The sequence below is a fragment of the Micromonospora chersina genome, assembly GCF_900091475.1.
GTDB lineage: Bacteria > Actinomycetota > Actinomycetes > Mycobacteriales > Micromonosporaceae > Micromonospora > Micromonospora chersina.
This window is the reverse complement of record NZ_FMIB01000002.1, coordinates 3,092,862-3,105,395: the sequence shown is the minus strand read 5'-3', so window position 1 is coordinate 3,105,395 and position 12,534 is coordinate 3,092,862. Positions and strand designations below refer to the sequence as shown.

The window sequence follows — 12,534 nt, the reverse complement described above, 5'->3', positions numbered from 1 at the left end:
CGGCCCGGGGCACGGGACGGCGGCCCGGTCGCGGGGAGCCCCCACCCCCGCGCCGGGCCGCCGTCGACGTCGGGTCAGCTGACCCCGCAGTCCGGGGCGGACCAGGTGGTGGTGTTCGACGACCGGTCCTGGTTGTTCTCCCGGCGGGAGTCCACGTGGACGTGGTCGTCGTGGCCCGGGTATCCGGGGCCGAAGAGGCCGCTGAAGCCGTGGTTGCGGGCCGACCTGGCCACCTGGCACAGCGAGCTGCTGCGGGAGATCACGTCGGCCGCGGTGCCGTAGAGGTGCTGGCTGTCCGAGGCGCCGCCGACCTGCTGGTTGCAGGCGATGCTGCGGAAGGCGCTGTTGACGTAGAGCGGCTTGTCGCCGAGGCTGCGCCGCAGCGCCTCCAGCTTCCACATGGTGCGCAGCGCGTTCTCCCGGGTCGCGGTAGGCGAGAGCGGGCCCCCGCTCCACCCGCCCTTGCCGCAGCCGTTGTCGAGTTCGGTGTAGCTGAAGTGCTTCGGCGTGCAGTCGCCGTCCTGGAGGTCGTAGATCTTGGCGAAGGTCTGCGGGCCGGCGACGCCGTCGGCGCGCAGCCCGTACGCGGACTGGAACCGGCGCACCGCGGCCGCCGTCTCGGGGCCGTAGATGCCGTCGACCCGGACGATGTCCCGGTACGCGGCCCAACCGGCCACGCGGATCTGGAGTTGCCGCACGTCCTCCCCGGAGCGCCCCTGGTAGAGGTTCCGGGTCCAGGTGTAGCAGCTGTCGGCGTGGGCCGGTGGCGCGGCGACGACCGTGGCGATGGCGGCCCCGGGCAGGGCCAGCGCGAACGCGACGGCCGCCCGCTTGAGCGTGTTGACGCGCACAGAGTTCCTCCCGGTTGAAGGTGTACTGGGGTTGGGACGGGACATCGACCGGGACGTCCCGTCCCTTCCACCGTGACAGCCGCCCTGGCGGTTCGTGGCGAATAACCGGAATTGCTCTCGCATTAGGCGCTTGCTGGGCATTGCCTGTGAATTGCGGCGATTGCGAAACGCCCATCCCGGGCCGGTCGGCATCGGCGACGACCGAACCGCCCGACCGTGACGGAATCCGGCAATGAGCCACACCGAGGGTGACGCCGCCTTGTCACCCCGGGCCGGTAACGTCTGCCCCCGGGGGCCGGGGCGCGGCCCCCGGGGCGACCTTCGCGGGCGGGGGAGGTGGGCGTTGGCGCGTGGTGGCGTCTTCTGCGTCGAGGGGCAGTGGCACCGGGACCTCAACGAGCGCGGCTCCGTGCTGCCCACCCTCGAACTGCTCGAACGGCTGGGCCGGATCCGTTTCATCCACAAGGACGCCGCCACCCGCGACGAGCTCTTCTACTTCCTCGACCGCTGGCTGCTCAAGCAGTACGCCGACTACCGGGTCGGCTTCTTCGCCATGCACGGCGAGCCGAGCCGGCTCTGCCTCACCGACTGGGACTCCGTCGAGCTGGCCGACGTCGCCGAGCGGATGGCCGGCCGCTGCGAGGGGCGCCGCCTCTACTTCGGCAGCTGCTCGGTGCTGCGCGCGTCCGACGCCGCGCTGCGCGACTTCCTCGACGTCACCGGGGCCGCGCTGGTCTGCGGTTTCACCCGCGAGGTCGACTGGGTCGAGTCGGCCGCCTTCGAGACCGTGCTGCTCGACGTGCTGGCCAACGGGCAGCGGCACAACGCCGCCGAGCTGCGGATGGGCTCGGCGCACTGGGCGCCGCTCGCCTCCTACCTCGGCTTCCGGGTGATCTACGCAAACGGCCGCGCCTGGCGGCCGAGCGCCCGGCCGCGCGTGCCGGAGCAGGCGTCCCCGCGCCGGGTAGCGGGCCGTCCCCGCTGAGGCCCGTCCGGCCCGCCTGGTAGAACCGAGACATGGCACGCACCATCGCGAGCAACACCCGGGTCGACCGGGACGCCCTCATCGAGTTCCTCCGTCCCCGGCACCGGGTGGTGCTCATGACCACCCGCGCCGACGGCCGGCCGCAGTCGTCCCCGGTCTCCTGCGGCGTCGACGCCGAGGGCCGCCTGGTCATCTCCACCTACCCGGAGCGGGCCAAGGTCGCCAATATCCGCCGCGACCCCCGGGTCTCCGCGTGCGTGCTCTCCGACGACTGGAACGGGCCGTGGGTGCAGGTCGACGGCACCGCCGAGGTCCTCGACCTGTCCGAGGCGCTGGAACCGCTCGTCGACTACTTCCGCAGCATCTCCGGCGAGCACCCCGACTGGGACGAGTACCGCGCCGCCATGGTCAAGCAGGGCAAGTCGCTGATCCGGGTGACCATCGACAGCTGGGGGCCGATCGCGACCGGTGGCTTCCCGGCCCGGCTGGCCGACTGACCTCAGTACGCCGCCGTGAAGCGGGCGTTGCCGAACCGCGGGTTCTCGATCTCGTCGACGATCGCCACCGCCAGGTCCTCGTAGGTGAGCACCGAGCGGCCCTGCGCGTCGGTGACCGGGTGGTCGGTGCCGGTGCGGTAGTGGCCGGTCCGCTCGCCCGGGTGGAACTCCAGCGGCGGCGGCGAGACGTACGTCCAGGTCACCCCGTCGGCCGAGGAGCGGTAGAACTCCAGGGCGTCGGCCTGGCCCTCGGCCGAGTCCCGGTACTCCTCGGGGAAGTCGGGCTCGTCCAGGTAGCGGGTGCCCTTCGGGGTCAGCAACGTCGCCCCGCCGCCCACGTGGATCACCCGGGGCGGGTCGGGCAGTTCGCGCAGGGTGTCGACAAGGGTCCGCGCGGCGTCGCGCCACAGCTCGCGTTCGCCGCCGCCGATGGCCACCACGAACACGTCCGCGTCCTCGGCCAGCTCCCGGACGCTCCGGGGCGAGGTCGCGTCACCGGTCACCGTGCGGACCCCGGGTGGCAGGTAGCTGGTCGCCTCCGGGCGGCGCACCGCCGCGGTGACCCGGTGCCCCCGCTCGGCCGCCTCGGCGGCGATCCGCGAGCCCGCGGTGCCGCCGGCGCCGAACACGACGATGTCGCTCATGCTCCCCAGGCTAGGGAGCGCGCCGCCCCGACCGGTGCCGTTCCGACGAACCGACCCGGCCTTGGTGGAACGGCAGAACCGACCGGCGCCGACCGGCGGACCCGGCGGGGCGTTGGTGGAGTCGCCAGCCCGACCGGCGCCCGCCGGCGGACCCGGCGGGGCGTTGGTGGAGTCGCCAGCCCGACCGGCGCCCCCCGGCGGACCCGGCGGATGTCAGTCGACCAGCGCCGAGTAGACGAGCTGGCGCAGCTGGGGGCGGAGCGGGTAGGTGCTCGACGGCATGAGCTGGGTGAAGAGCAGCGCCGTAACCTCCTCCACCGGGTCCACCCAGAACGCCGTGCTGGCCAGGCCGCCCCAGTAGTACTCGCCCACGCTGCTCGGCACCCGGGACGGCACCGGGTCGAGCACCACGGCGAAGCCCAGCCCGAAGCCGACCCCGTCGAGGATCGTCTCGGCGAAGCCTTCGGGGGAGAACGACGCCAGGTCCCGGTTGCCGGGCAGGTGGTTGCGGGTCATGAAGCGCACCGTGCGGGGGCCGAGCAGGCGTACGCCGTCCAGCTCGCCGCCGCGCAGCAGGAACTGGGTGAACCGGTGGTAGTCGGCGGCCGTGGAGACCAGCCCGCCGCCGCCGGAGAGGCAGTCCGGCGCGCTGAGCGCGTAGCGGCCGATCGCGTCGGCGCGGACCGCCTGGCCGGTGGCCGGGTGGGGCGTGTAGAGCGCGGCGAGGCGCTTGGCGTCCGGCTCGTCGACCCACCAGCGGGTGTCGGCCATGCCCAGCGGCCGGAAGATCCGCTCGGCGAAGAACGTGTCCAGCGACTGCCCGGAGACCACCTCGACCAGCCGGCCCAGCACGTCGGTGGAGACGCCGTAGTTCCAGCTCGTGCCCGGCTGGAAGAGCAGCGGCAGGCGGGCCATCCCGCGGGTCGCCTCGGCCAGGTCGGCGCCGGCCGGCACGCCCAGGTCGAAGCCCGCCGCCCGGTAGAGGCCGTCGACCACGCTGACCTGGGCGAAGCCGTACGTCAGGCCGGCCGTGTGGGTGAGCAGGTGCCACACGCGGACCGGCTCGACCGCCGGCACCGTGTACGGCTTGAGGACCGAGCCCCGGTCGTAGACCCGGACGTCGGCGAACTCCGGCAGCCAGCGGCTGACCGGGTCGTTCAGCTCGAGCCGGCCCTCCTCCCAGAGCATCATGGCGGCGACCGAGGTGATCGGCTTGGTCATCGAGTAGATGCGCCAGAGGGTGTCCGGCTCGACCGGCGCGCCGGCCTCCCGGTCCCGCAGCCCGTACGTCGAGGAGTGGGCCACCTCGCCCCGGCGGGTGACGACGATCTGCCAGCCGGCGAGCCGGCCGTCGTCGACGTACCTGCCGAAGTGCTCGTCGATCCGCGCCAGCCGGGCGGGGTCGAAGCCGATGCGGTCCGGGTCGGTGCTCACTGCGACGCTCACGACGCCGAACCTACCGGCCGGTACGCCGGGCGGGAAGTGTCGGCCGCGCACACTAGTCTCGGCCCCATGCCGGAAGCCGTCGAGGACGTCACCTACCGCCACGAGGACTGGTACGCCGAGGAGCTGGTTGACCGGCACTTCGTCCGGTGCGAGTTCTTCCACGTCGACCTCACCGAGGCGGTCAGCCAGGGTGCCACCTTCACCGAGTGCGTCTTCGGCAACGTGGCCCTCAACGCCTCCCGGCACACCGACTCCGCGTTCCACCGCTGCACCTTCAAGCGGTGCAACCTGTTCGAGGCCGAGTTCACCGGCTGCAAGCTGGTCGGCAGCACCTTCGAGCAGTGCGACCTGCGCCCGCTGCGGGTCGACGGCGGCGACTGGTCCTTCGTCGCGCTGCCCGGCGCCGACCTGCGCGGGGTGCGGATCACCGACGTGCGGATGCGCGAGGTCGACCTGACCGGCGCCGACCTGACCGGCGCGGTGCTCACCGGCGTCGACCTTTCCGGCGCGCAGCTGCACGCCGCCAAGCTGATCCGGGCCGACCTGCGCGGCAGCGACCTGACCGCGCTCGACCCCACGGCGGTGGAGCGGGCCGGCGCGGTCGTCGACGCCGAGCAGGCCGTGGTGCTGGCGCAGGCGCTGGGCTTCGAGATCCGCTGACCCGCGCGGGAAAGGCGCCGCGGGCTGTCAGGCTTTCCTGCCAGGCTGGCCCGCATGACATGGTGGTCCGACCTGGTGGCGTCCGAACCCGACTTCGCGGCGCGGGTGCGCGCCCGCTTCGCCGTCCGCAAGCACGGCACGATGGCGACCCTGCGGCGGGACGGCTCGCCCCGCATCAGCGGCACGGAGTTCGACTTCGGCGACGACGGGCAGCTCCGGCTGGGCAGCATGGCGGGCGCGCGGAAGGCGCTCGACCTGCGCCGTGACCCGCGGGTGGCGCTGCACTGCCCGACCGAGGACACCCCGGAGGACGACCCGGCCTCCTGGGGCGGCGACGCGAAGATCGCCGGCCGGGCGCACGAGGAGCCGGCGGGCGAGGACGGTTCGCACCGGTTCCGCGTCGAGCTGACCGAGGTGGTGCTGACCCGGGTGGGCGACCCGCCGGACCACCTGGTGATCGAGAGCTGGCACCCCGACCGTGGCCTGCGGCGGCGGGAGCGCCGCTGACCGTCGTGGCGGGACAACGGTCACGGTGCGTCGAGCCGCCGTCGCTACCGATTGGTAACGAACTGGAAACTGCCCCCCGCCGACATATGGCGCATCGCCGCCCATGATGGAAACGTGAACCGGCGGCCGGAGCGCGGCGGTGAGCGGAGGTTCGGTGGGGCAGCAGGACCACGGTCGGGTCGGCGACCGGACGTCGTACCCGCACGGGCCGACGCGGTCGGCGCTCCGCCGGCTGGCGCGGGCCCGGCAACGGCGGCGCTGGCTGCTGGAGGCGCTGGCCGCGTTCGCCTGCCTGACCGCGCTGGTGGCCTACCTCGGCAGCGAGCGGCACGGCACACCCCGGGAGGAGAGCGCCGTGCTGCCCGCCGCGCCGAGCGGCCGCCCCGTGCTGCCGCCCCCCGGCGGCGCGCAGGCCGGGGCAGTCACGCCGGGACTGCGGCCCCGCCAGCGCACGCCCTCGCCCAGCCCGTCGCCGTCCATCCCCGTGGTGCCGCCGGCGCTCGCCGTGAGCCAGGCCGAGGTGCCGGCGCGGGTCGACCTCAGCGCGGCGGGGCCGGTCGACTGGGTCCAGTGGGGGCTGCTCGGCCCTCGGACGCTGGTGCGCAAGCGGCACGGCTCCGGCGCCATCCGCGACGAGGGCGGCCGGGGCGAGCGGCAGAGCTACGACAACAACCCGGAGGCGTACGCCTGGCACGACGGCGCACCTGTCGGGTCGGCCGACGGCACCATGTCCGGCGTGTACACCTGCGACCGGGGCAGCGGGTTCACCCTGGCCGTGGCCGCCGACGGGCAGTTGCGCACCGTGCACCTCTACGCCGGGGTGTGGATGGCCCGCGGCCGCCTCGACCTGCGGATCTCCGGTGGCGGGCCGGCCAGCACGCTGCGCCTGGAGGACCCGCACACCGCGCGGACCGCCGACTTCACCATCCGGTTCCGCGCCGCGCCCGGCGCGAAGCTGCTCATGTCCTGGACGGTGGAGGAGTCCCTGGGGGACTGCGGCAGCGTCAGCCTCCAGGCGGTCGCGCTGCGCTGACCGCCGATCACGCGCGGGGACAGTTTGTCCGTCGCGGCCGGCGCGGGACGCCGTACGTTTCCGATGTTCCCGTCCGACCATCCGCTGTGGAGGCTCGACAGATGAGCAGCAGGGCCCGCGTCGTCCGTTCCGTTCCGCCGTCCGACGGCGACGTGCTGCGGGAGATCCCGCTGCCGCCGTACGTGACCGGGGAGGACGCCCAGTTCGCGGTGCGGGCGGTGGTGGTGCACGCGCCACGGCGCTGGTCGGGCGGGACGATCTGCCGCAACGACGCCAGCCCACACCCGTGCCGGCTGCACCGGTGGGGACGGCGCGTGCTCACGCTGCGCGGCCTGCCGCCCGCCGAGATCGACGCGCTGATCGAGCGCGGCGACCCCGCCGCCGAGGCCCGCCCGCCCCGGCCCGGCGCCTGAGCGGCCGGCCCGGGGCGGTTGCGGCTCAGCAGACGATCGGCTTCACCCAGGAACACTCCAGGCCCTCGGGCACCCGCGGCGACTCCGGCGCCGTCGGCACCGCCAGCCGCGCCGTGGTCGTGCCCTTCTCGGTGTACGAGGCCAGCGCGATCGCGATCTGGTCCTCCAGCCCCTTGACCGACGAGGTCAGGTAGTTGTTGAGCACGATCGAGAAGGCCAGCACGTGCCCGTCGGCGTCGGTGGCGTAGCCGGAGAGGCTGGACGCGCCGGTCAGGCTGCCGGTCTTGGCGTGCACGTTGTCGGCCGCGGCGGTGCCGCGCATCCGGCTGCGCAGCGTGCCACCGACGAACCGCTCCGGGTTGCCGGCTACCGGCAGGGCGGCGTACCAGGTGTCGAACCAGGGTTCGGCGCGGACCGCCGTGAGCAGCGCGACGAACTGGGCGGGCGGGATCATGTTGCGCCGGGACAGCCCGGAGCCGTCGCGCTGGCGCAGCGTGCCGGTGTCCATTCCGGAGTCTCCGACGTACTCGCTGATCGCGGTCAGTCCGGCGCCCCAGGTGCCGGAGCCGGAGAGCACCCGGCCCAGTTCCTTCGTGAGCACCTCGGCGTGGCCGTTGTTGGAGAGCTTGAGGAACGGCACCATGAGGTCGGCCAGCGGCATCGAGTCGTGCCGGGCGACCGGCTTGGCGTCGTCCGGGGTGGCCTGGCCGAGCACGGTCCGGCCGAGGACCCGCACCCCGTGCCGCTGCAACGCGGACCGGAAGATGTCGGCCGCGTACCCGGTCGGCTCCCAGACCGTCATCCAGTCGCTCTCCTCGGCCTGGCCGACCGCGATCTGGCCGGTGACCACGATGGTGTTGCCGCCGTGCTCGCGCTCGAAGGAGATCGTCGTCTCGCCCGTGGCGACCGTCTCGGCCCGGTTGTCGATCCGCAGCCAGCCGTTGGCCGGCGTCATGGTGATCTTCGGCCGCGTGCCGGCCTGCCCGGCCGGCGCGGCGTGCACGATCACCGTGCCGGCGTCGTAGTCGGTGTTCGGCGCGACGGTCAGCGCGGAGACCTGCGCGGCGTAGTAGTAGGACTCGTCGTCCCAGGTCCAGTCCGGACCGAGCCGGGTCCGGTCGTAGCGGGTGTCGTCGGCGACCAGGTTGCCGGTCACCACCCGTACGCCCGCCGCGGCCACCTCGGCGGCCAGCCGGTCGTAGTCCTCGGCCAGCATGGTGGGGTCGCCCCCGCCGCGCAGGTAGAGGTTGCCGGAGAGCAGCCCGGCATGCCGTACGCCGTCGCCGGACACGTCGGTGGTGAAGCGGTGCCCCGGGCCGAGCAGTTCCATGGCCGCCGTCGAGGTGAGCAGCTTCGTGTTCGAGGCGGGGACGAGCCGCCGTTCCCCGTTGCGGTCGTAGAGGGTCTGCCCGGTGGTGGTGTCGACGACGACCACGCCCGCCTGTGCCCCGGCCAGCCGGGAGTCGGCGAGGATCGCGTCGATTGTCGCGTGCAGCCGGGTCTGCGCCGGGGTGGGCGCTTCGGCCGTGGCGGTGGGCGCGCCGGCGGTGGCCGCGGTGGCGACCAGCGCCAGCACCGCGAGCGCCCGGGGGAAGAGACGACGATGCATGTGCCGATGCTGCCATGGAGCTTTCTTCCGGAGAAGACTCCCATGCGAAAGTTATTGCCGGACGCGGGTCGAACCGGTCGCAATACCCCTGATTCGGCGGGAAAAACATTCGGCGGAGCGACATCACCGGTCCGGTGTCGACTGACCCGCCTCTATTTGACGGATGCCCGGACAGGGGGCACCGTGGGGCGTGAGGGGCCGTTCGACCTGCCCTGGTTTGCACGGCGAAGCCTGATTCGCCTTCCCCGGGTCCCGGCCGGCCGCACGGGCCGCGTCGACCGCCCGCGATTCCCGAACCAGCCCACGAGGAGTTCCGCCATGCTGACCATGACCGAAAACGCCATCCTGGTGATCCGCGACCTGGCCAACCAGCAGGACGTCGCCGAGGCCGGCGGGCTGCGCATCGCCGCCGACACCGACGCCGGTTCGCTCTCCATCGAACTGGTCGAGCAGCCGATCCAGGGCGACCAGGTGGTGGACAACCAGGGCGCCCGGATCTTCCTCGACGCCGACGCCGCCGAACTGCTCAACGACACCTCCGTGGACGCGACGGTCGACGACGAGGGCATCGTCCAGTTCGGCTTCACCGAGAAGGAGTGACTCACCCGGCGCGGCGGGTCTCGCCGCCGCGCTGCGGCCGACCGGCGCGCCCCCGCTCGGGACTGTCCTGGTCGGCCCGCCACGGCCCACCACGCTGTTCCCGCTCCGGACGCAGCAGCGTGGCCAGCACGTGCGCCAGGTGATGCGACGTGCTCCACGCGATCCAGTTCACCGGCGAGCCGGCGCCCGCACCACGCCGCGCCCGGCGCAGGATCTCGTGGTCGCCCCAGGAGAAACCCGCGCCCGCGGCCGACCAGTGCGGGGCCGCGACGAGCGTGCGGCACAGGTCGGCGAAGCGGTCGTCGCCCCGACCGCCCCGGCGCGACCACCGGTAGACCCACCACGCCCCGTCCGTGGTGTAGCGCAGCGTCGGCAGCCGGTCGCCCGGCCCGTCCCCGGGCACCGCGCAGCTCACGCCGTAGTCGCCGTAGCCCAGACCGAGGTCGGCCAGGCGCTGCCAGAGCTGCCAGTCGAAGCGGTCGACGCGGACCGGCTCGTCGGTGGGAAGCCGGGACAGGGTCGGCGGCATCCCGCCGGCCGCCACGCTCACCGAGCGCCAGGCGTGCCGCCGGGCCCACTCCGCCAGCCGCCGGACCCGCGGCTCGACCAGCCGGACGTCGGCCGGGCAGCACACGTCCCCGGCGTCGACGAGCAGGTCGCACTGCTCCGGCACCAGCCGGGTCAGCCGCCACACCCGCTCCACGGCGGCCGTGGTGGCGTCCGGGCCGGCCCGGTCCTGCCCGGTCCGCAGCCGCACCACGGCCCGCCGCGCGTACGCCCGGGCGGCCGCGCCGTGCGCCACCAGCCTCCGGTTGCTCTCGGCAAGCCCGATCACCGGCACCAGCGGTACCCCCCAGCGGACCAGTTCGCTCTCCGGCGAGTCGGGCAGCGCCGACACGTCGACGGCGGGGAGGAGCCCGGCCGGCAGCCGGCCGAGCAGGTCCACGGTGCACGGATCCACCGCGTGGACGTCGATGACCGGAGCGAGCAGCGGGGCGAGGGCCTCGTCGAGATGGGCCAGCGCGTCCAGCTCACCCCGGCGACCGGCCAGCAGAGGGCGGTAGACCGGTTCCGCCGCCCGACCCCCGTGGGCGGGCACCATACTTCAATGTAGCGACCCGATCGCGTTCCGCCACAGCCCTTCCGGGCATCGTTGACGCTCCATCCGTCCTCGCAGGGCGGTGCCCTGACACGGGAGAGCGGACGCCCGTGTCTCGTCGCGGCCCCGATCGCGACGATCCGGCCGTGGCGCCCCCAAGTTTCCGCAGGTCAGCGGCATCAACTGTCCATGATCGGACAGTGCTGTGGCTGGTTGGCGGGCGGTGGGCCGGCATAGCTTCGGGAACACGGAGGGTGATCGCCGCCGATCGCCCACCCGCCATGTACGCCTCGCCGCCGCCGCCGCACCGGCGGCAGAGAGGACCGCCATGTCCAGCTCCAGATCGAGGAGGGGAGCGGTCGGCCAGCCCGCCCCCGACGCGGAGGAGGCCGCCCGCGCCGACACCGAGATCAACTCGTGCACCGCGGCCGGGCTGCCGGCCAGCGCCCGCGTGCTGTTCGCCGTGGTCGACGCGAACGGCAGCCTGGTCCGTGGGCTCGGCGCCACCTCGGCCACCCGGCTGGCCGCCGGGATGTACCAGGTCGCCTTCGACCAGGACGTCGCCCGCGCCGCCTACGTCGGCACCGTGGGCCCGGCCGCAGGCGGGCTCGCCCCGCAGGGATCCATCACCGTGGCGTCCCGGACCGGCATCCCGAACGCCGTCTTCGTCGAGACGTACGCGGCGAGCGGCCACACCGACCGCCCGTTCCACCTGGCCGTGCTCGCCTGACCGGCCGCGGGGCGGTGCCGGCGTACGTCCTGTGGCAGCATCGCGCGGTGCGTCCCCACCGCCTGCTCGCCGCGGCCGCGGCCCTCCTGGCCCTGGCCCACCTGGTCGGGCGTTGGTACGACCAGCCGCTGCTGCCCGCCGCGCAGGCGCTGGCCTGGTGCGCCCTGGCCGGCGCCGCGCTGACCGCGCCCGAACCGCCTCCCCGCGCCCGGTACGGGCTGGCCGTCGCCGCGGCCGCCGTCGCGGTGGCGGCCCTGCCCCTGCACGGTGAGCCGCAGTTCGGCTGGGTGGTGGCGCCGCCGGTCGAGCCGGGCCGGATCCCGGAGCAGGCCCTGCGCGGCGTGGCCGGGATCGGGCTCGCGGTGGCCGTCGCCGCGCTGCCGCGGCGGGGGCCGGACCGGCGTCGCACGGCGGCCGCCCTGGCGCTGGCCGTGCTGGCCGGGCTGCTCGTCGTATTCCGGGACAGCCTCCTGCCCCCGTACGCGCTGCCGCCCGACCTGGCCGACGTGCTGCCGGCGTACCTCGTGCTGGTGGCCCTCGCCCTGGTCGCCCTCGTCCGGTCGGGGTCGGTGCCCGTGGCCCTGGGCCTGGGCCTGGCGGCGGTGGCCGCGCTCGGCGTGCTGCCGTGGGCCTGGGCGGCGGGCGGCGCCCCGGGTTCCGGGCTGACCTTCTACAGCGCCGAGGAGTACCACGTCCGGGTGACCGGGGGTGGGGTGGCGGCGGACCTGCTGGGCTTCCTGGCGGCGGCGGTCGTGCTGGCCGGCTGCCGGTGGGCGGAACGGGTGTGCAGACGAGCGCACGGCGCCGCCCGACCTGGGTCGTAACGTCGCCGCGCTCTGGCCGTCTCCCACCATCGCAGCCGTACGGCGGTACGACAGCAGGGACCTGGCTCGACCGGCAAGCGTGCGCCGGTCTCGGAGCAGCAGATGCCCGTCCAGAGGGGATCCAAACCCCGCACGGGTGGGGAATTCCACCATTTGCGAGTCCCGGCGTGAGCGGCGCGGGGACCGGGTATGTGCGGGCCATGGAGCATTTCACGATCGCGACCGTCGCCGAGAAGAGTCCCGACTTCCGCCGCGTGCTCTGGACGGGGGAGCACACCCAGCTGGTGATCATGACGATCCCGGCGGGCGGGGAGATCGGCGAGGAGGTCCACGAGGGCATCGACCAGATCCTGACCTTCGTCAGCGGCACCGGTGAGGCGCGGGTGGCCGGTGAGAAGAAGGAGGTCGTCGCGGGCGACCTCGTGGTCGTACCGGCCGGCACGAAGCACAACTTCGTCAACACGGGCCCCAACCCGCTCGTGCTGTACACGGTGTACGGCCCGCCGGACCACGCCGACGGTGCGGTGCACCGGACCAAGGAGGAGGCCGACGCGGCCGAGGCCGCCGGCGAGGACGAGCCGCCCACCTCCTGACCGCCGACCGAGATCGGCGCGGGCGTCGACGGGGTGAACTGCT

At 74.1% G+C, this 12,534-nt stretch carries 15 protein-coding genes; 10 read left to right on the top strand and 5 right to left on the bottom strand.

Annotation, left to right across the window (positions count from 1 at the left end; genetic code table 11):
• Window positions 1–74: 74 nt before the first annotated feature.
• The gene (locus tag GA0070603_RS14130) at window positions 75–851 is read right to left on the bottom strand and encodes a D-Ala-D-Ala carboxypeptidase family metallohydrolase (RefSeq protein WP_091313071.1); all 777 of its coding nucleotides are present in this window, start codon (window positions 849–851) and stop codon (window positions 75–77) included.
• A 343-nt stretch (window positions 852–1,194) separates the two neighbouring features.
• On the opposite strand from GA0070603_RS14130, the gene GA0070603_RS14125 reads away from it, so the two are divergent.
• A complete protein-coding gene (locus tag GA0070603_RS14125; RefSeq protein WP_091313069.1) occupies window positions 1,195–1,836 on the top strand; it encodes a DUF6642 family protein in 642 nt (213 codons plus the stop codon).
• A 32-nt stretch (window positions 1,837–1,868) separates the two neighbouring features.
• Entirely contained in the window at window positions 1,869–2,333 is a 465-nt protein-coding gene (locus GA0070603_RS14120) for a PPOX class F420-dependent oxidoreductase (RefSeq protein ID WP_091313066.1), read from the top strand.
• 2 nt (window positions 2,334–2,335) lie between these two features.
• Here GA0070603_RS14120 and GA0070603_RS14115 read toward each other — a convergent pair whose 3' ends face one another.
• Together GA0070603_RS14115 and GA0070603_RS14110 are read right to left on the bottom strand one after the other, a co-directional pair.
• Entirely contained in the window at window positions 2,336–2,977 is a 642-nt protein-coding gene (locus tag GA0070603_RS14115; protein WP_091313063.1) for an NAD(P)-dependent oxidoreductase, read from the bottom strand.
• Window positions 2,978–3,190: 213 nt separating this feature from the next.
• Window positions 3,191–4,423, bottom strand: coding sequence for a serine hydrolase domain-containing protein (locus GA0070603_RS14110; RefSeq protein WP_091313059.1), 1,233 nt, complete (start codon window positions 4,421–4,423; stop codon window positions 3,191–3,193).
• Window positions 4,424–4,489: 66 nt separating this feature from the next.
• Between GA0070603_RS14110 and GA0070603_RS14105 the strand changes: the two genes are divergently transcribed.
• The 4 genes from GA0070603_RS14105 (at window position 4,490) to GA0070603_RS14090 (ending at window position 7,036) form a co-directional block, all read left to right on the top strand.
• Window positions 4,490–5,083, top strand: coding sequence for a pentapeptide repeat-containing protein (locus tag GA0070603_RS14105; protein ID WP_091313056.1), 594 nt, complete (start codon window positions 4,490–4,492; stop codon window positions 5,081–5,083).
• Window positions 5,084–5,137: 54 nt separating this feature from the next.
• Window positions 5,138–5,590, top strand: a complete 453-nt coding sequence (locus GA0070603_RS14100; RefSeq protein WP_091313053.1) for a pyridoxamine 5'-phosphate oxidase family protein — start codon at window positions 5,138–5,140, stop codon at window positions 5,588–5,590.
• 154 nt (window positions 5,591–5,744) lie between these two features.
• Complete coding sequence (locus GA0070603_RS14095; RefSeq protein WP_244282520.1) at window positions 5,745–6,623, top strand: hypothetical protein; 879 nt, start codon at window positions 5,745–5,747, stop codon at window positions 6,621–6,623.
• 101 nt (window positions 6,624–6,724) lie between these two features.
• Window positions 6,725–7,036, top strand: a complete 312-nt coding sequence (locus GA0070603_RS14090; RefSeq protein ID WP_091313050.1) for a hypothetical protein — start codon at window positions 6,725–6,727, stop codon at window positions 7,034–7,036.
• A gap of 25 nt (window positions 7,037–7,061) precedes the next feature.
• On the opposite strand, the gene dacB is transcribed toward GA0070603_RS14090, so the two are convergent.
• Window positions 7,062–8,645 (bottom strand): D-alanyl-D-alanine carboxypeptidase/D-alanyl-D-alanine endopeptidase, encoded by a 1,584-nt coding sequence (gene dacB / locus GA0070603_RS14085; RefSeq protein WP_091313046.1) that lies wholly within the window; start codon window positions 8,643–8,645, stop codon window positions 7,062–7,064.
• Window positions 8,646–8,963: 318 nt separating this feature from the next.
• Between dacB and GA0070603_RS14080 the strand changes: the two genes are divergently transcribed.
• Window positions 8,964–9,245, top strand: a complete 282-nt coding sequence (locus GA0070603_RS14080; RefSeq protein ID WP_091313043.1) for an iron-sulfur cluster biosynthesis family protein — start codon at window positions 8,964–8,966, stop codon at window positions 9,243–9,245.
• A 1-nt stretch (window position 9,246) separates the two neighbouring features.
• Here GA0070603_RS14080 and GA0070603_RS14075 read toward each other — a convergent pair whose 3' ends face one another.
• Window positions 9,247–10,347, bottom strand: a complete 1,101-nt coding sequence (locus tag GA0070603_RS14075; RefSeq protein ID WP_208862879.1) for a beta family protein — start codon at window positions 10,345–10,347, stop codon at window positions 9,247–9,249.
• A gap of 325 nt (window positions 10,348–10,672) precedes the next feature.
• Between GA0070603_RS14075 and GA0070603_RS14070 the strand changes: the two genes are divergently transcribed.
• From GA0070603_RS14070 to GA0070603_RS14060, 3 genes are all read left to right on the top strand, one after another.
• Window positions 10,673–11,074: a hypothetical protein gene (locus GA0070603_RS14070; protein ID WP_091313039.1), complete on the top strand. Its 402-nt coding sequence runs from the start codon at window positions 10,673–10,675 to the stop codon at window positions 11,072–11,074.
• A 47-nt stretch (window positions 11,075–11,121) separates the two neighbouring features.
• Window positions 11,122–11,898: a hypothetical protein gene (locus GA0070603_RS14065; RefSeq protein WP_139131872.1), complete on the top strand. Its 777-nt coding sequence runs from the start codon at window positions 11,122–11,124 to the stop codon at window positions 11,896–11,898.
• 200 nt (window positions 11,899–12,098) lie between these two features.
• Entirely contained in the window at window positions 12,099–12,491 is a 393-nt protein-coding gene (locus GA0070603_RS14060) for a cupin domain-containing protein (RefSeq protein ID WP_091321935.1), read from the top strand.
• Window positions 12,492–12,534: the final 43 nt, after the last annotated feature.